This is a genomic window from Bradyrhizobium sp. UFLA06-24, from assembly GCF_054967145.1.
The window spans coordinates 1-23,404 of record NZ_JADFUE010000084.1; the positions used below are offsets into that span (position 1 = coordinate 1).

At 61.5% G+C, this 23,404-nt stretch carries 17 protein-coding genes and 2 pseudogenes; 13 read left to right on the plus strand and 6 right to left on the minus strand.

Translation table 11 applies throughout. The features are described from left to right. Nucleotides 1-303: 303 nt before the first annotated feature. On the plus strand, nucleotides 304-597 hold the full coding sequence (locus IF809_RS34530; RefSeq protein ID WP_453983617.1) for a hypothetical protein: 294 nt from the start codon (nucleotides 304-306) through the stop codon (nucleotides 595-597). A 158-nt stretch (nucleotides 598-755) separates the two neighbouring features. On the opposite strand, the gene purU is transcribed toward IF809_RS34530, so the two are convergent. Continuing rightward, a complete protein-coding gene (gene purU / locus IF809_RS34535; protein WP_453982952.1) occupies nucleotides 756-1,619 on the minus strand; it encodes a formyltetrahydrofolate deformylase in 864 nt (287 codons plus the stop codon). 159 nt (nucleotides 1,620-1,778) lie between these two features. On the opposite strand from purU, the gene IF809_RS34540 reads away from it, so the two are divergent. Further along, complete coding sequence (locus IF809_RS34540) at nucleotides 1,779-2,621, plus strand: uroporphyrinogen-III synthase (RefSeq protein WP_462839777.1); 843 nt, start codon at nucleotides 1,779-1,781, stop codon at nucleotides 2,619-2,621. Nucleotides 2,622-2,744: 123 nt separating this feature from the next. Next, a complete protein-coding gene (locus IF809_RS34545) occupies nucleotides 2,745-4,001 on the plus strand; it encodes an MFS transporter (protein ID WP_462839778.1) in 1,257 nt (418 codons plus the stop codon). On the opposite strand, the gene IF809_RS34550 is transcribed toward IF809_RS34545, so the two are convergent. Beyond that, the gene (locus IF809_RS34550; RefSeq protein WP_462839779.1) at nucleotides 3,998-4,672 is read right to left on the minus strand and encodes a Crp/Fnr family transcriptional regulator; all 675 of its coding nucleotides are present in this window, start codon (nucleotides 4,670-4,672) and stop codon (nucleotides 3,998-4,000) included. The two genes, IF809_RS34545 and IF809_RS34550, sit on opposite strands and share 4 nt — an antisense overlap. A 336-nt stretch (nucleotides 4,673-5,008) precedes the next feature. Between IF809_RS34550 and IF809_RS34555 the strand changes: the two genes are divergently transcribed. The 6 genes from IF809_RS34555 (at nucleotide 5,009) to IF809_RS34580 (ending at nucleotide 12,236) form a co-directional block, all read left to right on the plus strand. Next, the gene (locus tag IF809_RS34555) at nucleotides 5,009-5,830 is read left to right on the plus strand and encodes an ABC transporter ATP-binding protein (RefSeq protein WP_462839780.1); all 822 of its coding nucleotides are present in this window, start codon (nucleotides 5,009-5,011) and stop codon (nucleotides 5,828-5,830) included. Then, nucleotides 5,827-7,758 (plus strand): AMP-binding protein, encoded by a 1,932-nt coding sequence (locus tag IF809_RS34560; protein ID WP_462839781.1) that lies wholly within the window; start codon nucleotides 5,827-5,829, stop codon nucleotides 7,756-7,758. Before IF809_RS34555 ends, IF809_RS34560 begins: the two co-directional genes overlap by 4 nt. A 217-nt stretch (nucleotides 7,759-7,975) precedes the next feature. Continuing rightward, nucleotides 7,976-8,869 carry a branched-chain amino acid ABC transporter permease gene (locus IF809_RS34565; RefSeq protein ID WP_462839782.1) on the plus strand — a complete coding sequence of 298 codons (894 nt, stop codon included), beginning with the start codon at nucleotides 7,976-7,978 and terminating at the stop codon, nucleotides 8,867-8,869. A 3-nt stretch (nucleotides 8,870-8,872) separates the two neighbouring features. Beyond that, on the plus strand, nucleotides 8,873-9,946 hold the full coding sequence (locus IF809_RS34570) for a branched-chain amino acid ABC transporter permease (RefSeq protein ID WP_462839783.1): 1,074 nt from the start codon (nucleotides 8,873-8,875) through the stop codon (nucleotides 9,944-9,946). 43 nt (nucleotides 9,947-9,989) lie between these two features. Continuing rightward, nucleotides 9,990-11,273 carry an ABC transporter substrate-binding protein gene (locus IF809_RS34575; protein WP_462839784.1) on the plus strand — a complete coding sequence of 428 codons (1,284 nt, stop codon included), beginning with the start codon at nucleotides 9,990-9,992 and terminating at the stop codon, nucleotides 11,271-11,273. Nucleotides 11,274-11,396: 123 nt separating this feature from the next. Continuing rightward, nucleotides 11,397-12,236: an ABC transporter ATP-binding protein gene (locus IF809_RS34580; RefSeq protein ID WP_462839785.1), complete on the plus strand. Its 840-nt coding sequence runs from the start codon at nucleotides 11,397-11,399 to the stop codon at nucleotides 12,234-12,236. Nucleotides 12,237-12,240: 4 nt separating this feature from the next. Here IF809_RS34580 and IF809_RS34585 read toward each other — a convergent pair whose 3' ends face one another. Beyond that, the gene (locus IF809_RS34585; protein ID WP_462839786.1) at nucleotides 12,241-13,392 is read right to left on the minus strand and encodes an AGE family epimerase/isomerase; all 1,152 of its coding nucleotides are present in this window, start codon (nucleotides 13,390-13,392) and stop codon (nucleotides 12,241-12,243) included. 86 nt (nucleotides 13,393-13,478) lie between these two features. Here IF809_RS34585 and IF809_RS34590 point away from each other — a divergent pair, with 86 nt between their 5' ends. Beyond that, entirely contained in the window at nucleotides 13,479-14,702 is a 1,224-nt protein-coding gene (locus IF809_RS34590; protein WP_462839787.1) for a phenylacetate--CoA ligase family protein, read from the plus strand. A gap of 588 nt (nucleotides 14,703-15,290) precedes the next feature. Then, the gene (locus IF809_RS34595; protein ID WP_462839788.1) at nucleotides 15,291-15,587 is read left to right on the plus strand and encodes a hypothetical protein; all 297 of its coding nucleotides are present in this window, start codon (nucleotides 15,291-15,293) and stop codon (nucleotides 15,585-15,587) included. A 58-nt stretch (nucleotides 15,588-15,645) separates the two neighbouring features. On the opposite strand, the pseudogene IF809_RS34600 reads toward IF809_RS34595, so the two are convergent. From IF809_RS34600 to IF809_RS34610, 3 genes and pseudogenes are all read right to left on the minus strand, one after another. Continuing rightward, nucleotides 15,646-15,825 (minus strand): annotated as a pseudogene (locus IF809_RS34600) (hypothetical protein); the annotation flags it as partial. 1,833 nt (nucleotides 15,826-17,658) lie between these two features. Beyond that, a complete protein-coding gene (locus tag IF809_RS34605) occupies nucleotides 17,659-18,543 on the minus strand; it encodes an NUDIX domain-containing protein (protein WP_462839789.1) in 885 nt (294 codons plus the stop codon). 1,628 nt (nucleotides 18,544-20,171) lie between these two features. Further along, a complete protein-coding gene (locus tag IF809_RS34610) occupies nucleotides 20,172-21,326 on the minus strand; it encodes a hypothetical protein (protein ID WP_462839790.1) in 1,155 nt (384 codons plus the stop codon). 111 nt (nucleotides 21,327-21,437) lie between these two features. Between IF809_RS34610 and IF809_RS34615 the strand changes: the two genes are divergently transcribed. Both IF809_RS34615 and IF809_RS34620 read left to right on the plus strand, forming a co-directional pair. After that, the gene (locus tag IF809_RS34615) at nucleotides 21,438-22,478 is read left to right on the plus strand and encodes an acyltransferase family protein (protein WP_462839791.1); all 1,041 of its coding nucleotides are present in this window, start codon (nucleotides 21,438-21,440) and stop codon (nucleotides 22,476-22,478) included. Between the two features lie 325 nt (nucleotides 22,479-22,803). After that, a pseudogene (locus tag IF809_RS34620) lies at nucleotides 22,804-23,213 on the plus strand (hypothetical protein). Nucleotides 23,214-23,404: the final 191 nt, after the last annotated feature.

Below are 23,404 nucleotides of genomic sequence, written 5' to 3' on the forward strand. Positions count from 1 at the left end.
CCCTAGGAGCGTCCAACGGCGGCGTGGCTGGAGAAAACCGCCTCTCCCTTGCAGAATTCGAACATGCACCGGAGACGACATTGAATTGATGCGTCCGGCATCTTCACCTGCATACGTGATGTATACTTTATCAGATCGAAGAAGCCAATCCATGGCAAATCACCTTATTATATTACCTCCTATGTATACATTCGAATCCGCCGTCGAATAGGCCAATTTTACCGATTGAGGACTAGGGTGACGCGGCTTGCGTCCATCGGGCGTCCCCATCATTCGCGTCCGATCCAATTCGACCCAGAAGATATGTTCATGCGCTTCCGTTCGCCTTCGATTGCTGCCCTCATTGCCTTGCTGACTTCCAGCCTTGCTGGCTGCGGCACCGTCAACGAGAAGCTTTCGGCTGGCATGGGCGACTACGTTCCGCAATGGGCCGGCGGCCTGCCGGCGGACGCGCCGCCCCGGCCGGGCACGCCGCAATACGACGCCTACATGAAAGAACGCGAGCGCAAGCGGCTGATGCCGGCGGCCGATCGCGAGAAGGAAGAGCAGGCGCAGAAGGGGGCCACGGGCTCCACGTCGGCCGACGCTGCGCGCTAAATGGTGCGCTCCCTCGCCCGCTTGCGGGGAGAGGGTTGGGACGAGGGGAGTCTCCACAGGGACGGAGACAGAGGGACTCGCGGAGAGTGGCCCTCACCCGGATTGCATCTTGCGATGCAGTCCGACCTCTCCCCGCAAGCGGGGCGAGGTGAAGCAACTCAATCCACGAACACCACGGTCTTCCGACCGTTCAAGATGACGCGGTCGTCGAGGTGATAGCGGATCGCGCGCGCCAGTACGCGGCGCTCGATATCGCGCCCCTTGCGAACGAGGTCTTCCGGCGTGTCGCGATGGCTGATGCGCTCGACGTCCTGGTCAATGATTGGACCTTCGTCGAGGTCGCGCGTGACGTAATGGGCGGTGGCGCCGATCAGCTTGACGCCGCGCTCATGGGCCTGGTGGTAGGGCTTTGCACCCTTGAAGCCCGGCAGGAACGAGTGGTGGATGTTGATACAGCGTCCCGACAGTTTGGCCGACAGATCATCCGACAGGATTTGCATGTAGCGGGCGAGCACCACGAGATCGGTCCCGGTCTTGGCGACGAGATCGATGATCTGCGCCTCCTGCTCGCTCTTGGTCTCCTTGGTGACAGGCAGATAGTGGAACGGGATGCTGCCGAAATCGAGCCCGGCATAGACCTCGCGCGGGTGGTTGGAGACGATTGCAGCAAGCGTCATCGGCAATTCGCCGGTGCGCCAGCGGTACAGAATGTCGACCAGGCAATGGTCGGACTTCGACACCAGCAGCATCACCTTGCGATGCGCGGCGCGATCACGCATCTGCCACTCCATGGCGAAGCGCTCGGCAATCGCGGCAAAGCCGGTCTGCAGCGCTGACAGTTCCACGGCGAGATCGGCCGCGGTGAACACCACGCGCATGAAAAATTTTTTGGTCTCGACGTCGTCGAACTGCTGGGCGTCGAGAATGTTCTGTCCGGAGTTCGCCAGAAAGGTCGACACCGCCGAAACGATGCCGGGACGATCCGGACAGGACAGGGTCAGAACGTATTGATGATCGGGCATGGCTGTTGAAGAGAGGATTCTTGATGAGGGTTTGTGCAGATCGGCGGAACGACCGGCGATTTGCGCCCTGCTCTAGCACCGACGCCCCCCTTGCGCCAATCCCGGCGACAGAGTCAGGATGAATGGACCATTGCGATTTCGACCGACCGGAGCACACTCATGGCCGACCGCTTGAACGGCACCCGCATCCTGATCCTGGAAACCCGCGAGGAGGCGCAGTTCTCGAAGCTCCTGGCCGAGCAAGGCGCCGAAGTCGTTCAATGCCCGATGTTCACCATCAAGGATGCGCCGGACCCGGCCCCGGTCGAAGCCTGGATCCGCCGCGCCATCGACAAGCCACTCGACGACCTCGTGCTGATGACCGGAGAGGGCCTGCGGCGGATCATGAAGCTCGCACGCGCACGTGGGCTCGACCAGGCCCTTGTCGCGGCCCTGGCCAGATCGCGGAAATTCACCCGTGGGCCGAAACCCGGCAAAGCGCTGCGCGAGATCTCGCTCGAGGCCCAGCACACCACGGAGAAGCCCACCACCGAGGGCGTGATCGAAATGCTGAGCAAGCTCGATTTGAAGGGACATCGTCTTGGGCTCCAGCTCTATCCGGACAAGGACCACAGCGCGCTGACCGGCGCGCTGGCCGCGCAAGGTGCCGAAGTTGATACCGTGCTGCCTTATGCCTACGACGCAAAGGCTGCGGATGCCAACATCGTTGCCGCCATCGACGACTTAGCCGAAGGACGGATCGATTCGATTGCGCTCACGAACCTCGGCCAGATCCGCCGGCTGATCGAAGCGGCCAAGGCGCATGGCAGCGAAGCGAAGCTGCGCGCGGGATTCGAACGAACGCTGATCGCATCGGTTGGGCCGGCCGTTTCCGGCGAGCTCGCAGCGCATGGATTGCGTACCGATATCTTACCCGCGGATGACGCCTATTTCATGCGTCCGCTGATCTCGGCGATGGCCGGGGCGCTCGCGGAACGAAAAGCGAGAGCTGCGGCGAGGTAAGAGCCAGACGCAGGGGCGGCCCGCGACGGTCGCGATTGACACGCGGATCGTCGGCGCTACGATTCCAAGCAGCAAAAGAAATGACAAGGGCAAGGGAATCGCCGTGACACGCGTCATCGCGTTGTGAGCACAACCGCGCGGCGTTCGGCGCTCGCACCATTCCGCATCCGCAACTATCGTTTCCAGTGGCCGTCCGATCTGCTCACCTCCTGGGCATTCGAGATCGAGACGCTGGTGCTGGGCTGGTACATCTTGGTCGAAACCGGCTCGGTGCTGCTGCTGACTGTCCTCGCGTCGCTGCAATATCTGGGGACGCTGATTGCTCCGGTGCTCGGGATGGTCGGCGATCGCATCGGTCACCGCGACCTTCTGGTCATGCTGCGCCTCACTTATACCGTGCTCGCCTCGACCATCATGGTGCTGGCGCTATCAGGACATCTGGCCCCCTTTAAGGTGATGGTCATCGTGACGGTCATGGGCCTGATCCGCTCCTCGGATCTCGGCCTGCGCAGCGCGCTGCTCGCCGACATCATGCCAACCGAGTTGCTGGTGGGGGCGATCAGCCTGTCTCGCACGACCCAGGACAGCGCGCGCATCGCCGGGGCGCTGACAGGAGCCGGACTATTCGCGACCTTCGGCATCGGCAAAGTCTATGCTGTGATCGCCTGCCTCTATCTTCTGGCCGCGGTCCTGATGCTGTGCTTGACCCGACCGCCGAAGTCCACTCAGCATCGTACGGTCGAGAGTCACTCGGGCTCGCGGCTGCTGCGCGATCTCAAGGAAGGCATCGTGTATTCCTGGAACGGGCCGGCCATGCTGGCAGCGCTTTGCGTCGCGTTCCTGACCAATCTCACCGCGTTTCCGCTGACCAATGGATTGCTGCCCTACATCGCGCGCGACATCTTTCAGACCGACCAGACCGGCCTCGGTTACCTCTCGGCGAGCTTCGCCCTGGGCTCGCTGATCGGCTCAGTCACGCTCAGCCTGGTCAGCGGGCTGCGCATTGCCCGGCTCCTGATCGGCGCCACACTGGCCTGGTACACGCTGCTGCTGGTGTTCGTCGAGATCAGGACCATGCCGGTCGCCATGGCCTGCCTCGTGCTCGCCGGTACGGCACAGAGCATGTCGATGATTTCAGCCGCCGTGATCCTGATGCGGACGGCCAGCGCGCATCTGCGCGGCCGCGTGATGGGGGTGCGCATGATGGTGATCTACGGCCTGCCAATCGGATTGCTCGCGGCCGGCAGCCTGATCGATGTCATCGGCTATTCGGCAACAGGCTCGCTCTATGCCGCCGCGGGCTTCATCGCGATGCTAGCCATCGCCATTCGCTGGCGCACCGACCTCTGGCCGGTGCATGCGCCCGCCAATGCGCGCTAGTCTCCATATCCGCGCAGCCGTTCGACGTTGAGGATGGTGACGCCGCCATACTCCAATCGCAGCAGCCCCTCCTTCTCGAGCCGATTCAGCGCGCGATTGGCGTTCTGGCGCGACATGCCGGACAGCGCGCCGATCTCCTCCTGGGTGATCTCCAGATGCGCGGTCGATTCCGGATAGAGGATCGGATTGAACAGCGAGGCGATGCTTCGGGCAAGCCGAGAGGTGGCATCGAGCGTGCGATTGACTTCAAGCATGCCAATGAACTGGCCAAGCCGTTCGTTGAGCTGACGCACCAGGAAGCGGTTGAAGCCGACGCTATTCTCGAACAGCCACATGAAGGCCGAGCGCTCCATCAGCGCGACTCGGCTGTCGCGTAGCGCAACCACATCATAACGGCGCGGTTCATTCTTGAGCACGCTGCCTTCGCCGAACCAGGCGCCGGCGGTGAGCCCGGCAAGGCTGGTCTCCTTGCCGTCGCGCGAGACCCCGCCCATGCGGGCCAATCCACTCACCATGCCGGCCCAGTAATCGAACTTATCGCCGCGCATGAACACGGTCTCGCCGGTGCCGTAAGACCGTTCCGTGATCCCGGCGCGGGCGACCTCAATCTCCGCCGGCGCGAGCTCTCCCGCCCAGGCAGCGACGCGCTTCAGTTGATCCTCTGAAATCATGGTCGAGAGGCCAGCCGCACCGTTTCGTCACTCCATTCTTCTGTTGCATTGCAACATGATCGTTCGGACCACCATCCGCCAAAAGGTGGAGGCCGCAGCCGCCCGAAAAACTTTGTCGCAGAATTGTCAGGCTGGAGACATTTCAAAATAGCGCTTTCCCCTATTGAGAACCACCTCAGCCGATGCGGCTTTTGATCCCAAACGGGATGACAGCGGCGGGACTACGGTCGGGACCATGTGCTGCATGGCCTCACCGGCACGACCGTATTAGGATCGGCCGAGAGGAAAGGATGAAGAGCGCCGCTGAATGCGCCATCACCGGGAGGGATTTATTTGGTGGCTACCAGTCTCGAAGTGCGCGGCGTCTCCTTGCGATTCGGCGGCGTCCGCGCGTTGACCGATGTCAGCTTCGCCATCAACGAGGGCGAGCTGTTCTCGATCATCGGCCCCAACGGCGCCGGCAAGACCTCGATCGTGAACTGTATTTCCGGTCGCTATAAGCCGACCGAAGGCCAGCTGTTCTACCAGGGCCGCGACATCACGGGGCTGACGCCGAATGCGCGCGCCTCGATCGGCATCGGCCGCACCTTCCAGAACCTCGCCCTGTTTCATCATATGAGCGTGCTCGACAACATCATGGTCGGCCGCCATCACCTCTTAAAGAACAATTTCCTCACCGGCTCGCTGTACTGGCTCACCGGCGCGCGCAAGGAGGAACTGGAGCACCGCCGCAAGGTGGAAGAGATCATCGACTTTCTCGACCTCCAGTCAGTGCGGAAAGCGCAAGCCGGCACCCTCTCCTACGGCCTGCGCAAGCGCGTCGAGCTCGCCCGCGCCATGGCGCTTGAGCCGCGCCTCATCCTTCTCGACGAGCCGATGGCCGGGATGAACTTCGAGGAGAAGGAGGACATGGCCCGCTACATCGTCGATCTCAACGAGGAGTTCGGCATGACGGTGGTGATGATCGAGCACGACATGGGCGTCGTGATGGACATCTCCCACCGCGTCATGGTGCTGGATTTCGGCCGCAAGATCGCCGAAGGCGATCCCGCCGCCGTGCTCGCCGACCCCCACGTCAAGCGCGCCTATCTCGGCGAGGAGGACGAGGTGCTTGTCGATCCCGACGATGCACCGCCGGCGCAGGAGAGCGCGGCATGATGAATTACGCCGCCCGTGTCGCGCAGGCCGACACCTATCCGAAGATGCTCCGGCTTAACGCAAAAGAGCATGGCAACGAGATCGCGCTGCGCGAGAAGGATCTCGGGCTCTGGCGCCCGTTCACCTGGAACGACTACCAGAGCCGCGTGCGCGACTTCGCGCTCGGGCTGATCGAGCTTGGCCTCGGCCGCGGCGACGTCGTCGGCATCATCGGCGACAACCGGCCGGACTGGGTTGCAGCTGAGGTCGCGACCCATGCAATCGGCGGATTGAGCCTCGGGCTCTATCGCGACGTGCTGGACGAAGAGGCCTCCTACCTCCTCAACTACGGCGAGGCCCGGCTCGTCTTTGCCGAGGACGAGGAGCAGGTCGACAAGCTGCTCACGCTGGCCGACCGCGTCCCGAAGCTGAAGCACATCATCTATTCCGATCCGCGCGGGATGCGGAAATATGACGATCCGAGGTTGTTATCGGCGGAAAAGTTCGCCGAGCTCGGCCGGATCAGGGCCACTCGCGAGCCGGAGCTTTACGACAAGCTGGTCGATGCAACCAAGGGCGAGGACGTCGCCATCCTCTGCACCACTTCGGGCACGACCTCGCATCCAAAACTCGCGATGCTCGCCGCGGGCCGCGTGCTCGGCCACTGCGCGACTTATCTCGCGTTCGATCCGAAAGGGCCGGACGACGAATACGTCTCGGTGTTGCCGCTGCCGTGGATCATGGAGCAGGTCTATGTGCTCGGCAAAGGCCTGCTCTGCCGGATGAAGATCAACTTCGTCGAAGAGCCGGATACGATGATGAACGATCTGCGCGAGATCGCACCGACCTTCGTGCTATTTGCGCCAAGGGTCTGGGAATCGATCGCCGCCGAGGTCCGCGCCAAGGTGATGGATGCGACCCCCTTCAAGCAGCGTCTGTTCGACATCGGCATGAAGTCGGGTCTTGCCGCGCTGGAACAGGGCAAGCGCTCAGGCTTTGCCGATGCAATCCTCTTCCGTGCCCTGCGCGACCGGCTCGGCTTCACCCGCCTACGCTCGGCGGCCACCGGCGGCGCGGCGCTTGGGCCCGACACGTTCAAGTTCTTTCAGGCGATGGGCGTACCTCTGCGGACGCTGTACGGCCAGACGGAACTGCTAGGCGCCTATACGCTGCATCCCGAGGGCAAGGTCGATCCTGATACCACGGGCGTGCCGATGGCCGACAATGTCGAGATCCGCATCGACAATCCTGATGTCCACGGCGTTGGCGAGATCGTGGTGCGACACCCCAACATGTTCCTCGGTTACTACAAGAACCCGGAAGCGAGCGTCGCCGACATCAGGGACGGCTGGATGCTGTCGGGCGATGCCGGCTATTTCAATGCCAACAAGCAACTCGTCGTCATCGACCGCATCAAGGATCTCGCCGAGACCTCGCGCGGCGAACGCTTCTCGCCGCAATTCATCGAGAACAAGCTGAAGTTCTCGCCCTACATCGCCGAGGCCGTCGTGCTTGGAGCCGGCCGGGACGCGCTCGCCGCAATGATCTGCATCCGTTACTCCATCATCTCGAAATGGGCCGAGAAGAACCGCCTTTCGTTCACCACTTACAGCGACCTCTCTTCGCGCCCCGAGGTCTACGCGCTGCTGCAGAAAGAGGTCGAGACCGTCAACGCCACGCTGCCGCCGGCGCAGCGCATCTCGCGCTTCCTGCTGCTCTACAAGGAGCTGGACGCCGACGACGGCGAGCTTACCCGCACAAGGAAAGTACGCCGTGGCGTCATCAACGAGAAGTACGAAGGCATCATCGACGCGATTTATCACGGCGACAGCGACATCCCCGTCGACACCGTGATCCGCTTCCAGGACGGCACCAAGCAGCGCGTGCGCACGACGCTGCGCGTGGTGGACCTCGGCGGGCACGGCCACATGGCGGAGGCTGCGGAGTGATGTCGCGCTCGGAGAATCCGGTGACGTGCGATGCGCCCTCGTCCCTAGCGGGAGAAGGCATCTACGCGCCTCACCACACCCTCGTTTGCGTGAGGGGTGCTCTCTCCGCACCGTCACTGCCGAGAGAACCCCGCACCCGGCTTCGCTTCGCGAACCCGCCCTCTCCCACAAAGGAAGAGGGGAAGAGAGCGCCGGATTTGTCAGCGAGCATCCCCGCATGAACACTGCCTTCCTCATCCAGCTCTTGGTCAACGGCCTTGTGGTTGGCACGCTCTATGGCGTGGTCGCGATGTCGTTTGTGCTGATCTACAAGGCCACCCAGGTCGTCAATTTCGCGCAAGGTGAACTGCTACTGGTCGGCGCCTGGGTGTGTTGGGCGCTGCTCGCGAAATATCAGGTGCCGTTCTGGATCGGCATGCCGATAACGCTGGTGTTCATGTTCGTGTTCGGCATCGCGATCCAGGTCCTGATCCTGCGGCCGATGATCGGCGAACCCATCATCTCCGTCATCATGGTGACGATCGGCCTTTCCACCGTATTGCAGGCCACGCTGAAATGGATGTTCGGCGTCAACCCGCAGCCCTTCCCGCGCGTGTTCGAGAGCCAGTCGGTCAGTCTGTTCGGCCTCCAGATCCAGACCGTCTACGTCATGAGCCTCGTGGTCTCGGTCGCGATGATGATCGGCATGGCCTGGTTCTTCCGCGCATCCAAGTATGGACTTGCGATGCGCGCCACGGCGTTCAACCAGCAGGTCGCGCAATCGCTCGGCATTTCCGTGAAGAGCGTGTTTGCAATGGCCTGGGCAATCTCGGCGACGGTTTCGGCGGTTGCAGGCGTGGTGGTCGCCGTGGTGAACGGCGTGTCATCGGGACTTGCAGCCTACGGCATCAAAGTGTTTCCGGCGGCGATCCTCGGCGGGCTCGATTCCGTCGGCGGCGCCGTGCTCGGCGGCATCATCATCGGCCTGCTCGAGAACATCGCGCAATATGTCGACAGCGAATACCTGCATTGGGGCAATCTTTACGAGATCGCACCGTTCTACGTCCTCATCATCGTGCTGATGATCAAGCCCTACGGCCTGTTCGGCACCCACGACATCGAGCGGATCTGAACCATGGCCGGCCCTGCCCTCATTCCCGCCGGTGATTTCCGCACCTCTTACGCCGCGGACACCACGATCTTCCCGACCACCACCAGCCGCAACTTCGCGATTGCGGGGGTTGCGCTGCTGTGCCTGGCGCCGCAGGTCTTCAGCGGCTACTGGCTCAGCATCCTGATCCAGATCGGTATCTTCTCGATCGCGGCGCTGGGGCTCAACATTCTGGTCGGCTTCACCGGCCAGATCTCGATCGGGCACGCCGCCTTCTTCCTCCTCGGCGCCTTCTCCTCGGCCTACATCTCCAACAACGCGCCGATCCCTGTGTTCTTCGCGATTCCACTTGCAGGGATCGTCACTGCGCTGGTCGGACTGATCTTCGGCATTCCGGCGGCGCGGCTGAAGGGACTCTATCTCGTCATCGCGACGCTGGCCGCCCAATATATTCTGCTCGACTTCTTCTCCCGCGCCGAATGGTTCTCGGGCGGCTCCGTGCCGGCGAGCGCCGAGCCGTTTTCGATCTTCGGCTACAGCTTGCGCGGCGACCGGCAATATTTCTACGTCGTATTGGCCTATGTGCTCTTGAGCTACATCCTCGTCACCAATTTGATGCGCACCCGCGACGGCCGCGCGCTGGTGGCGATCCGCGACCATTACCTTTCCGCGGAGATCATGGGCATCAATCTCACCAAGTACCGCACGCTGTCGTTTGGGCTTGCCGCCTTCTTCGCCGGCATCGCCGGCGCGCTCTATGCGCACTACCAGCTCGTGGTCTCCCAGGAAGGGTTTGGTATCGAGCGCTCGATCCTATTCCTCGCGATGATCATCATCGGCGGCACCGGCTCGATCATGGGTACGCTGATGGGCACCGCCTTCGTCGTGCTGCTGCCGGAATCGATGGAATTGCTCAGCCTGTACCTGAAGGGCGGCGCAATCGACAAGGCGCTGTCGCTCAACAACAACATCACCTTCCTGCGCGAGATCGCGATCGGGGTGATCATCATCGTCTTCCTGATGTTCGAGCCGGATGGGCTGGCGCATCGCTGGCGGCAGATCAAGGCATACTGGAAACTCTACCCGTTCTCGCACTGAGCGCGGCAATCTCACTTAAACAATAAACCGGAGGAACCGACCCATGAAGATGACGTCCCTTTTGAGCACCGCATCGCTTGCGATCGTCGTCGCCGCGTTCTCGGCGAGCGCGCAGGCGCAGATTGCGATCGGCCATCTCGCCGATTATTCTGGCGGTACTTCCGACGTCGGCACGCCCTACGGCCAGGCCGTCGCCGACACCTTCGCCTGGGTCAACAAGAACGGCGGCGTCGGCGGCAAGCAGCTCAATGTCGACACCAACGATTACGGCTATCAGGTACCGAAGGCGATCGCGCTCTACAAGAAATGGTCTGCTCCCGACAGCAAGGTCGCGGCGATCATGGGCTGGGGCACCGCAGATACCGAAGCGCTGACCGGCTTCCTCGCACAAGACAAGATTCCCGATATGTCCGGCTCCTACGCCGCGGCCCTGACCGATCCCGAAGGGACGAGCGGCAAGGCCAAGCCCGCGCCTTACAATTTCTTCTACGGGCCGAGCTATTCGGATTCGCTGCGCGCGATGCTGATGTGGGCGGCCGAGGATTGGAAGGCCAAAGGCAAGCCTGGCAAGCCCAAGTTCGTCCATATGGGCGCCAACCATCCCTATCCGAACGCGCCGAAGGCCGCCGGTGAAGCCATGGCGCAGGAGCTCGGTTTCGAGGTGCTGCCGCCGCTGGTGTTCGCGCTCGCGCCCGGGGACTACAGTGCGCAGTGCCTGAGCCTGAAATCCTCGGGGGCCAACTACGCCTATCTCGGCAACACCGCGGCCTCGAACATCTCGGTGATGAAGGCCTGCAAGACAGCCGGCGTCGAGATCCAATTCCTCGGCAACGTCTGGGGCATGGACGAGAACGCCGCCAAGACAGCCGGAGACGCCGCCAACGGCGTGATCTTCCCGCTGCGCACGGCGGTGAGCTGGGGCGGCGATGCGCCGGGCATGAAGACGGTGATGGAGATCTCCAAGATGTCCGATCCGACCGGCAAGGTCTATCGCCCCGTGCATTACGTCGCCGCGGTCTGCTCGGCCCTCTACATGAAGGAGGCGATCGACTGGGCTGCCAAGAACGGCGGCGCCACCGGTGAGAACGTCGCCAAGGGCTTCTACCAGAAGAAGGATTGGGTGCCGGCCGGGATGGAAGGCGTCTGCAATGCCTCGACCTGGACCGACAAGGATCATCGCGGCACGCTGAAGGTCGATCTCTACCGCACCAAGATCTCGGGCCCGACCGACGGCGATCTCAACGACCTCATGGCCAAGGGCACGATCAAGCTCGAGAAGGTTAAGACCGTCGAGCTGCCGCGCAAGCCGGAACTGCTGGGCTGGTGATTCAATCTCAGACGTCATGGCCGGGCTTGTCCCGGCCAGCCACGTCTGACCTCACGCAGAAAGTACGTGGATGCCCGGGACAAGCCCGGGCATGACGAGCATAGCAAATTGGCGGCAATCAATATGACCGATATCCTGGAAGCACCCCGCCCCACTCCCACCGTCGTGGCTCCCGCTCCGCTCCTCGCCGTGCGCAACATCGAGGTCGTCTATGACGACGTCATCCTGGTGCTGCGCGGCCTCAGCCTCGACGTGCCCAAGGGCGCGATCGTGGCGCTGCTGGGTGCCAACGGCGCCGGCAAGTCGACGACGCTGAAGGCGATCTCGGGATTGCTCAAAACCGAGGATGGCGAGGTCACGCGCGGCGAGATCCTGTTCGAGGGCGAACCGATCGCCGGCATCGATCCCGATAAGATCGTCCGTCGCGGCATCTTCCAGGTCATGGAAGGCCGCCGCATCGTCGCCGACATGACCTCGCTGGAGAACCTCAAGCTCGGCGCCTTCACCCGCAGGGATCGCGAGGTCGATGCCGATCTCGATATGGTGTTCAACTATTTCCCGCGCCTGAAGGAGCGCACCGGCCTTGCCGGCTATCTCTCCGGCGGCGAGCAGCAGATGCTCGCAATCGGCCGCGCGCTGATGGCGCGCCCGAAGATGATCTTGATGGACGAGCCCTCGATGGGCCTGTCACCGCTGCTCGTAAAAGAGGTGTTCTCGATCATCCAGAAGATCAACCGCGATCTCGGCGTCACCATCCTCCTGGTCGAGCAGAACGCGCGCGCCGCGCTCTCGGTGGCAAGCCACGGCTACATCATGGAGCAGGGCAAGGTCGTACTCGACGGCACCGCCGACGAATTGCGCGACAACGAGGACGTCAAGGAATTCTACCTCGGCGGCGCCGGCGACCAGCGCAAGAGCTTCAAGAACCTCAAGAGCTTCAAGCGGCGCAAACGGTGGCTTTGAAAATTCAACCCAGCACCTGCTCCGCTTCCGTGACCGCGCAGAGAACATGATAGAACGACGACGCAGGAATGGTGTCGACCAGCGATTTGCCGTCGCTGTCGAATTGGTCGTACCAGCCGCCCCGCACTGGATGGCTGAGATAATGCCGTTCGAGCCGCACCAGCGCCGCGCGCGCTTCGTCCGCCGCGCCTGCCTCGCCGGACTCGGCCTGCGCGACCCAGGCCTTCACGATCTCGGTCTGCGGCCACAGCCGGCGCGTGCTACGTCGAATGTGACCGGTATCGTCGCCCTCGTCGACCAGGCAGCCGGTCGTCGCGTCGCGATAGCACAGCGCGGTCGCCAGCAGCTCCGCGCGCCGCTGCCCGGTGGGACAGCCCGTGATGCGCTCAAAACCCTTCAGCAGCCAGACCCATTCCGCCTGGTGCCCGGGCTCGACGCTGACCGGCACGATCTTCGACCAGTCCTCCTCAAAGTACTCCGTCAGGATGCACTTCCGCTTGTCATAGAGATTGGCGAGAAACAGCGCGAAGAACTCGCCGGCTCTGTTCTGGAACGACAGATCGTGGGTCGCCTCGAAGCACGCGATCATCGCTTCGAACAGATGCATCTGCGGGTTCTGCCGGCGCGGCAACGACACGGGCAGGCTTTCATGCACGCCGCCATGCGGCGAGCGCAGATGGCCATCGAGGAAAGCAAGCAGCGCATCGATCTCGGCGCGGATCTGCGCGTCCTGGTCGAGCGCATAGACCGTCGCCAGGGCGAACAGGATGAAGGCGTGGTCGTAGGCATCGCGCCGCGAATCCAGCACCGCGCCCTCCGGCGTCAGCCGGTGCACATAGCCAGGCTTGCCGTCGGGCGCCTTCGCTTTTGTCAGGAGGTGCTCGAGCCCCTTGAGGGCGATGGCGCGGCCTTGCGGGTACCAGCCCATCTGCGCCGCCTTAGCGTAGCAATAGATCTGACGCGCCTGCACGAACACGCGCCGCGGTGCGGCCGTATCCGCCGTACCGTCGCGGTGCAGCCTGTCGATGAAACCGCCGGCGGCGTGATCCCAGCCGACCGCCGACCACAGCGGCAGCGCATCCTCGACCATGCGGCGCTTCAATCGCGCGACCACATCGCCCGCCCCTTCAGCCTCACTGATCCTCTCGTCCGTCACTCCGCGCTCTCCAAGCCGCCGCAATGGCCGTCTGATACCCATGCGGGCGGCGGCGCGCAACGGATGCCAACCCGGAAAGACCTGCCATGACCGCCCATTACGACACCCTCGAGACGCGTGAGCCGGCGGCGCGCGAGGCCGAGCTGTTCGCCCGCCTGCCAAGCGTGCTCCGCAGCGCCATGGCCGCCCCTGCCTACGCCGAGCGACTGAAGGGCGTCGACCCCGCCTCGGTGACCTCCAGGGCGGCGCTGGCGGGCCTGCCGGTGCTGCGCAAGTCGGAGCTGCCGGCCCTGCACAAGGCCTCCCAGCCCTTCGGCGGCTTCGTGGCTGCGGCGCCCGGCTCGTTCGGCCGCCTGTTTACCTCGCCGGGCCCGATCTTCGAGCCGGAGGGACGCCGGGACGATCCCTGGCGGGGGGCGCGTGCGCTGTTTGCGGCCGGCTTCCGCGAGGGTGACATCGTGCTCAATACCTTCAGCTACCACCTCACCCCCGGCGGCTTCATTTTCGACACCTCGGCGCGCGCGCTCGGCTGCGCCGTGATCCCGGCTGGCCCCGGCAATACCGAGCAGCAATTCGAGTTGATCGAGGCCTACCGCCCGGTCGGCTACAGCGGCACACCGGACTTCCTGAAGATATTGCTCGATGCCGCGGCGACCGCCGACCGCGACGTCTCCTCGCTCAGGCGCGCGCTGGTCTCGGGCGCCGCCTTCCCGCCTTCGCTCCAGGCCGAGATAAAGGCGCGCGGCATCGAAGCCTACCAGGCCTTCGGCACCGCCGATCTCGGTCTGATCGCGTTCGAGACCGAGGCGCGTGAGGGTATGGTCGTGAACGAGGATCTGATCGTGGAGATCGTCCGGCCAGGCACCGGCGATCCCGTTTCTCCCGGCGACGTCGGCGAGATCGTGGTGACCTCGCTCGATCCGCACCATCCCTGGATCCGGCTTGCGCTCGGCGACCTCACCGCGGCGCTTCCCGGCCCAAGCAAATGCGGCCGCACCAACATGCGCATCAAAGGCTGGATGGGTCGCGCCGACCAGACCACCAAGGTAAAGGGCATGTTCGTCCGCCCCGAGCAGATCGCCGAGATCGGCAAGCGCCATCGCGCGCTCGGGCGACTGCGCCTTGTCGTCACTCGCCAGGGCGAGGCTGATGTGATGACGCTGAGGGCAGAAACCGCGACTCCCAACGATCAGTTGCGCGATGGCGTTGCTGGCACATTGCGCGTGGTGACAAAGCTCGGCGGTAATGTCGAGCTCGTCAATCCAGGCGCACTGCCCAATGACGGCAAGGTGATTGCGGACGAGCGCTAAGGAGTGCATTGGCCGACCGGAACTAGCAGGGCCGTCGAGCCATCCCAACCCGCGGGACGCGACGGAACCGGGCAAAATTCCTTGGTTCCTTGGATAGCTGTGGGAATGCGGAGGGGACGTTAAAGCCACGACTCGCTAAGCTGTGCAGTGAATGCCTCTCGCCCGCTCTCGGCTCCAACTCGCCAGCCCTGTGGACGGTCGTGGGTTGGTCCCCATCACGATCGGGCTGATCAGCGCCTTCGGAGCTTCATGACGGCTTTTTGTTCGTTTCCGAAGCGGAACACAGCCGCGCTAGTCGATTTGTCCTACGGAGAGGCAAGCATGGCCCAAACCGAGATTGAGCGCGCCTTCCTGAAGCAATTGACTTCAGAGCCGTGGACCAGCACTTTGATCACGAGCACGTCGCGCGGAGAGCTGCGATCGGCCGATGCTTTCTCACTGCCCTCCGGTTACTAAATATCGGATTACCGCGGAGGGACGAGCGGCTTTGCAAACCTGGTGAAATCTGGAGCTAGTCAGCGCGTCGCATTTTCCGAATCGGTGACGCGTGCTCGCTCTCGTCCCGAAGTATCAATGGTGAGCCATAGAGTGAGTCACTTCGTCTCGATGCTCCTGTTTGCCGTCACCCTCACTCTGAGCTTGTGCTTCAGGCTGGCAGCCTGGCGCCTATCGGCCGGCAATAACGTCGACGTCACTGCCACGATCCACATCTGGAATACGGTCGAGGCCGAACGATTGAGGCCCTTGCTCTCGCCCTCGGGTTGCGGCTCTTGCGAGAGGACATCTATTTCGCTCGACTATCGAAAAACTGAAGATCTGATCCGAATAGCTATTTCTGGTGGCGGCTTCACGATCAACGGCGGGTCACGTATGCAATTCGCATGAGGCAGCAGGGCTACACAATCCCGGCCGAGGGGAATCCTCTCAGCATCAGGGACTTCCCTTATGGCGGCCATTGCACTCCACCGGCAGAGTATGTTCGCCACGCCCGGAGGTTATGTCGCCCGGCAGCAACTCCGAAGCGGCCGAGGCCTGGAAGCTTGAGCGCCGGACGACGTAGATCGAAGCAGAGGACTGCGAAGAAGTTGAGTTCGACCCCTTCGACCCAACCAATGGTGAGAGTGCTCACCCCTGTTTCGAACCACAGCAAGAGCAGTGCTTCTTCAAGCAGACGTTGAGCCATGCCTCAAGGAAGCGCGACACTTTACTCGCAAGAGATCGGCATCAGGGTCTTCTCCACGAGCGTGCGAAGGTTCATCATATCGTTGGTCATCGGTGGTTCCTCGGTTGCGTTGGCGTGCCGCAACCCGATCCTACCGGAGAACTGCCGGCGACCACCGCAAAGCCGCCCGCCCGCTACGGCGCTGTTTGAGGCGCGCGTCCGGGCGGCTTTGCTCTACCGAGCTACACCACGGGGACACGACCCGATACCTACCATTTTGATCAGCGGAAAGGGTCGTCCAATCAGACGGCCATTCTCCTTCGTTAGCGTTTCCCCCGAAACACCAACGCACAGACCAGCGAGGCGCCGTCCGAACGTCGTAGCCGCCCATAAAACCGCACCCTCAGTCCAGCTGTTGTGATGCGCTCTACTACGAGCTGTAGCGCGATGACATCCCCCTCTGACAGCTCAACACATCCTCGCTTACGCGACCACACAGCCCCGGGAAAATGAAAGAGGTTCGCTTTGAGCCATCGGCCGCCGCGCTCTGACAGCAATCGCAAGCCCACTTGTGCGCCATCCCGAGGCTTCACTCCAACATATACCGGTAACAAACGCGTCCGATGGTCCGATTTCTATCCGCGCTGTAGCATTTCGGGTACAGCGTACCGTGATGAGCACTGATAGTTTCTTGAGTATGTCCGCCGATAGCATGCAAAACTCTGAACAGTACGAACGTCAGATGCAGGGTTCACAGGATCTGATTCACGTGATCCACCCTCACCCGCTTAGCCAAACCTTAGCGGAGCCGGCGAAGTCGCCGGACGATCGTGCTGATGTATACCTTCCTGGCAAGTGGAGTTGGGGCCCGACAAGGCATGCCAAGTTCTGGTAGGATTTTAGGTCAGGCCAAGAAGCCACCTTTTTTTCCGTCAGGCCCCAGCTCTATCGCGATCTTCCTACTGCTCACGGCGGCGTGGTGCTAATGGGCTGGTGCATGATGCACTACTAGCTACTTGGCACGGTCTCTCAGAAGCTCCACCAGAGGTGAATAGCCGGCCAGCGAGACGGCGGGCTTGTCCACACCCACGAGCTGCAGTAGCTCGCACGCGTTCAGAGCGACCAGTAATCGACGATTTCACTCTCCCGCCGCGATTCGATAGCGCATGCCTCGCCCCTCACCACCCAAGGACTGATGGTCGTCCGTTGAAGATCACCCTGGGCGATCCGCGGTCAACAGCGTGCGCGATCTGCTCGTGTTCTGCCAGGACTATCGCTGGCGCCAGAACGTCAGGCTCTCAGCTGAGTACGTCGGCCGGTGGCCGGGCGAAATCAGGATTTCTCATCGCCGTTCGTGTGCACAAGCTGCGGCATGCGCCGGTCCTCATTGCCGCGGGCAGCAACGGCACGCAGCAAGCCATCCTGCCTGGCAAGAAAAGGCGGCCCGCCTGATGATCGAGAACCGCCTATAGCTTGGCGCCAGTCCGGCTGGGGCCTAATCCATGAAATTGATGAGCGAACGTCCTTACTCCGATCCTGAGGCCGCAGCGCCAGGGTCGAGATCGCGAATGGCATCAAGGCGGTCCAGGACGGCAGGATCTTCATCGAGCTCGTGAACATGCCCTTTCTGAAGGCCGGTGGTACTGGTGATCAGTTTAGGGCCGCTTTGGCCTTAGCCCACGAGCGCGGTTGGCTCGAGATGCAACGAGTCGGGCACTTCGTTCGGCTGACAAACCAAGGCGGCTATGAAGCGAAGCGTCCGATCGAGGTTGGGGCGGCCCTTCGATGATCCGATCAAGGGAGACGGGCGGAGCGCAGATCGATGATCAGGCTTGCAACCAATCGTTCTAGCATCGGAAGCGCGTCGGCCGGATCGGCGACGTCGATGTCATCGACTTGCCAATATTGAACCTTGTGTGCCGCTTCTGGAAAGCGCCGTTCGACCATCGCGCGATGTTCAGTCTCCTTGAGCGCGATGACGAGGTGAGCTTGATAAATATCCGCCAAGCTACATGGTTGAGGGAGCTGGTCCGCGCGTTTGGGAGCAATTCCAACCGTCTCCAGACGTTCGAGAGCAAACGGCGACATGAATCCGACATTGTCCGGTGAACCTCTTTCCGCGGCCCCTCTGGAAAACGCACGCCAGGACAAGCCTTCGTTTTCAGCCCTATGATTGAAAAGCTCCTCTGCGTAGCGGCTACGGTAGTAGTTGCCAGTACAGAGGAACAATACCGATCTGTGAAGGGTAGCCGCTTGTCCCGCGAAAAACTGCCGCAAAACAAGCTTGGTGAGTGGGGTCAGCTCGTCCCGGATTGTCTCAATATTTTCCGGGTCAATGACCAGAAGCTGGCCTTCCGTGACCACGAGATCGGCCGTGCAAATTTCCCGCGCGATAAAGTATTCGCCTTTCACATGTCCGCTCGCGTTCTCGGGGTCAGGCACATCTAAACTGGTCAAATGCTCAAAACGAGACGGCGGAAGCGAAGCTCCGACCTCTTCCTCAATTTCACGAACTATACAATCGAGCGGGCTTTCGCCTTCCTCTCGACCTCCGCCGAAGAATGAGATCTTTCCAGGTTGAGCAATATCAGGCTTGTTATCCCGACGCTGAAGCAGCAGACGCCCCGCGTTATCAATCAGGATGGCTGCCGAGAAATCGCGAACGCGCGGTTGGTTCATGAGCACTACCCAAGAAGCGCCTGCGCGTTCCGAGGAACGGCGCCAATCGCAGACTCTATCCTTTCCTTTTCTTGGGTCAACCGCTGCGAACTGTTCGAGGAACACTTCACTTCGGCGAGAAGGCCGGCCAGCGTGAACCTGCGGGCCTTCCCTCAATCCACTGGCCGCGCCGGGCTATTCGTCAAACTCTCAATCCTCCTATATGGATATCGGCCTTCTTTAGTTGTGCATTAGCTGCCGCCGACCGGTTCGAAGGAGACCCAATTGCCCGACAAGCGAATTCCAGCCACTGTACGCGCCCTCCAACAACGCGTCTTAGACGCTGCCAGGGCATCTGGGGCGACCTCTCTCAAACTCGAAGAGGTGATCATTGTCGATGCGGGGCGAGGTGACTGGAACGCCGCCTTCGCTCGGCATGGAGCTCAGCTGGCGCAGCAGTGCTTGGCTGCGGTCCCTGCCGTGCAGGCGGTCTATCGACTTGCCAAAACAAAGGCGAAGCCGCCAGGGTGTTAACCGCTGCAAGCGGCGCCCCCGCGAAAGAAAAACAATACCGGGGTGCGAGCTTTTGTAAAGCTACAAAGAAAACCCGCCGGCTCCTGTGAGCCGACGGGAGTTGAAACCAAGATTGTTGACGTCCTGCGGGCGCGACCGCCCTCGTCACGGTAGCACAGATTGCGGCTAACCCTTATGGCTTGAGCCGCCGGCGGTGCGTCATCAGCCGCTGCCGGTCGCGCTTCCAGGGGCCTTCATCCCGAGCGCTCCTGGGGCTTGCGACGCGTTGGATCCCTGCCAGAAAGGCAATATCTTGAGCAATCGCAGTCTGGATGCGTTTCGAGGATAGGTGGGTGTGCTTGTGCTTGCCGGCGGCCAGGGCCTTCTGTTTCCAGGTCACATCTGAAAGCCCATGCGCAGTGTAAAAAAGTACCGTAGGCGGTAATGGGAAAGGAGTCCTCCGGTTTAACAGCCTATGGTGCCTTCCCTCCGGCAAATCGGCTCGCTGGAGGCCGGCGATAGTGTGGTGCATCCGCACGCAAGCCTTCCATTATTCCACTTGCCTCGAGGCCCTCGAGCAACCCTCAGCGCGTCTTAGGCGGAGCCTCGCATTTTTTGGCTGTTTCGGTTGCCAGCTCCAGCTGTTGACTCGCGAGACGGCGCCTCGCGCGCGGTGTCAGTTCGACCTCAGCGACATCGTCAGACGGCAGTACAAAGGAAGAAGTTCCCAGGGTGGCGTGATTGCGCCCAGGAAAGGTGATGATGTTAGAGGACGAGTTTAGGGGCGGCGTGCTATCACGCCGATCAGCCTCGATCGTGTTGATAAACGTCCTTCGTGGTTGGTGTTAGGGCCGAGCAGGAAGGCGCTACCTTCCTCTTGTCCTGCTTTTCTGGTACGCGAAATTCATGGGGAATCAATAACGCGTACCGGAAAATCACGAGGGCGGCCGCCTACTGCTTGCTGAGTCAATCCATCTGCGCGTCTTGCCGGATCAGATGGCAAGCATCGACGCATGGATTCCGAAGCAAACGATCTCGACCTTTCTCGCCCGGAAGCCATCCGCCGGCTGGTCGAGCTCGGGCTGAAAAGCAAGTGAACAGGATCATCAGCCTAAGCACGATTACTAGGCTCGAAGTCAGCGTGCCAACGCCTTTCCCTGGAAGGATACTATCTCCGGAAGCTCGCGCCACGGCATCAGCCAAGCGAACGACAGCGTCCACATGGAGAGCATTGCTATCGGAACAACATAGTATTGGGTGAAAATTGGGTGGCTCATAAAGAACCCGAGGTTGACGACGAGATTTCCCGCGACGATTAGAGCGCTCTGACGTGCCGCTCGGTCGCTGACTCGCAGCGACAATCCCGTCCAGACGACCGCAACGCCGATTAGGAACAACTGCGTGTCGCGCAGATATTCGCCAAGAACTGCGACGTCAATTGCGGGAGGACGCGCGTCATTTGCGCCGTAGGTCGTTGCAAATGGACTGCCGGCGTTGACAGCTTGGGCGATCAGAGTCGGCGCCATGCCAACAAGAGCCCCAGCACCAAAGGCCAGGCCATGAAGGAACGTGGCGAGTGTCCGCGAGTGCATGAACGCGGTGGCCAGGAACAAGCAATAGCCGGCCGCCAAGAGGAGGTTTGGCAGTCTCAAATTGACCGACACGCCGATCAGGAGGCCTATCAGCGCAATCAGCAAGATGCTGCGCTTCGCCTCGGTCAGCCACAGTGCCGTGAGGAATCCCACAACAGCGCATAACGCCACAGTAGGCGCTATCGAGTAGCTCGCTTTGGCTGGATTGATCATGAGATAAACAGCCAGCGCGCCGAAGAGCCCTGCGCCCATCCCGGAGAATAGGGTCGGTGCCATAAGAACACCTAGCAGCGCAAAGCCACAGACGATTATGCTGGAGGCGATGTAGAGCGGGGCAACCTGAAATCCCTCCGGGAACAGAGCTAGCAAAAACCCCGTCCCGGGCGGATATTGCAAGATGAGTTTGCCGCCTGATTTGTGAATGTGGCACGGCCATCGTTCTGGATTGTTAGGCTCAGGAAATGCGATTTGCTTCAGTTTGCCTACAAAATAGCGATCGTCGTCGCCAGCCGCGTCCGTATCGAACCCATTCAGGCCGAAACGCTGGAAAAGGTGGGCCTGCCTGAGGTAGCAAACGTCGTCATAGACCCCGCGAGCCTCGCTCCACCGCAACATCGTCATGACGTGGCTGGCGAGTATCGCCAAGCAAATCAGCCCAAAGATGAGCTTGATAAATGTTTTGACGTGCGCACTATGCATTCTAAGCCCCGTTCGACGCTACTCAGTCACCGCGGAAACCGCGAGTGATAACCAAAGCGGGTATTCCGCTCCCGCGGGCCCTACCGACCTCATCGAGACAAATTCCCTTCAATGAACATTCTGGAGACCGCCAGCCAAAAGCCGCAACAGAATCTTGGCTTTGTTCCGAGGTTGGAATCTCTGCGCGGGCTCGCGGCCGTGTCGATTGTGGCTTACCACGGCGTCAACGGTTTCTATGACACGAAGGCGACCGGCTTGTCAGCCGTAATCCTGTTCTTCGTGTTGAGTGGGTTTGTTCTCGCCCGGTCGTTGACGAAGAACCGCAACCTCGTCGAGTTCGTTCGGGCACGACTGTTCCGGCTCTATCCGGCAGCGGTATCGACAGTTTTGCTGTTCACCTTTTTGCACTTCCAATTCGGGCTCTACGACGGTCGCGATTTCTCGGCCGTCAACGTGTCGATGAATGCGCTGATGCTGCGGTCAGACATTAACGGTCCGATGTGGTCTATGACGGTCGAAATTGTTGCTATTCCGGTGGTTCTCGTGGCTTTTTGGATGTGCGAGCACTTCGGGCCTCGATCGACGATCCCCGTTATTGCAATACTATTCGGGCTGTCATTCAGCGGTGAGTATTCGAAACTACTCGGAGGCGTCACCAACCTTGCGCCGCTCTACGGCTTCGTAGTTGGGCTTGCGCTGCATTTTGCCGGGCCGCTCATGGTCGAAAGCTTTGGACCTCGGCGAGGCCTCGCCGCGGTTCTCGCTTGCTCAGTACTGCTCATCTGTGGCGTTCGAGGCCAACCACCGCTAATAGTTTTCGCGGAAATCGCGGCATCCGGCGTTCTGATCTCCTTGGTTGCTTTCGATCCCCAATGCCGCCTGTTCGCATTTTTAGATCTACGCCCGGTCCGGTTCATCGGACGCATCTCCTACAGCTTTTACCTTCTCCACATGATTGGGCTTGCGCTCGCGCTGCACGTCGTGACCATTCAGGATGCGCCTCTGCTCTCAGTCGTATTGGGCTCTATTCTCGGCATCTTCTTCACGATTCCAATGGCCTGGCTTTCTTGGCGCTTCGTTGAAGTCCCGTTTATCGAGCGCCGAAAGCGAAGCGCCCGCTTCCGTCCAGCCTCGAATTCAGCCCCGGCATAAAAGCTATCGCTTGGCCGTTCTGATCGGGGCCGTATCAGGGGGTAAGAGCGCACGCCACAGCCGTACCCGACACTGGCAACTATGAGGTCCGCTTCGCCGACGGACGGCCGAGCGTCTATTTTCTACTGAGACAACTTGCTTGGTCGGCGCCTCGACCCCTCTCTTCTCACCATCGAAAAGGCCAAGGCCAAGGCTTTTGACCTTGCCGAACGCGACAAGCTGACCAGGCAAGCATGAAGCGCGTACAGCCCCGTCCCCATGCGGATCCGGACGCCGCCGCACGCAAGCTGCTCGAGCTCGCTGCGGCTTGAGCCGATCGACGGCCGTGTCCACATCGAGAAGATCAACCGACCGTTTCTCGCCCTCGATCGTGCCGGCCGATCGCCTCGACCGCGACATCTACTTGCTGCTTAAGGATTTCGGCGCGCGCCGGCTACGTCCGGCGCGAGACCGACACGGATCTTGAGACCGTCCTTCAGGATATTCTCGCAGTACACTATCCCTTGCGAATCGTGTGCTTCAATCCGTCTAAGGCTGGTCGCGCGACGAGACGCGTGAGATCGCCGACGCACTGGCAGAGCGCACCGCGCACACAGTGGCGCGGAGATCCCGCCGGCGCTGCAGGACTTCATCAACGTCAACACCACACGGCGCTTCGACGTGCAGCTCGCGCTTCCCCTAGGGGCGTGGCCTGATGGTTGGCGAGGTCAAGCCAACTGGCTGGACTGCCCGTGAACAGCGTAAGCACTTCTGCTGCGTGGCCGCCTTGATGGAATGTTCGTGGCGCCACTCGAGAGCGGCGCGACCGATGATCGGCTTCATAAAATCGATATGGGTCAGGGCCGCACTGACCTAGGCCTTGAGCGCATGCAGCTCGCTCACGACGCCATCGATCTTTTAATGCAGAGGCCGAAGCCTTCTCATCC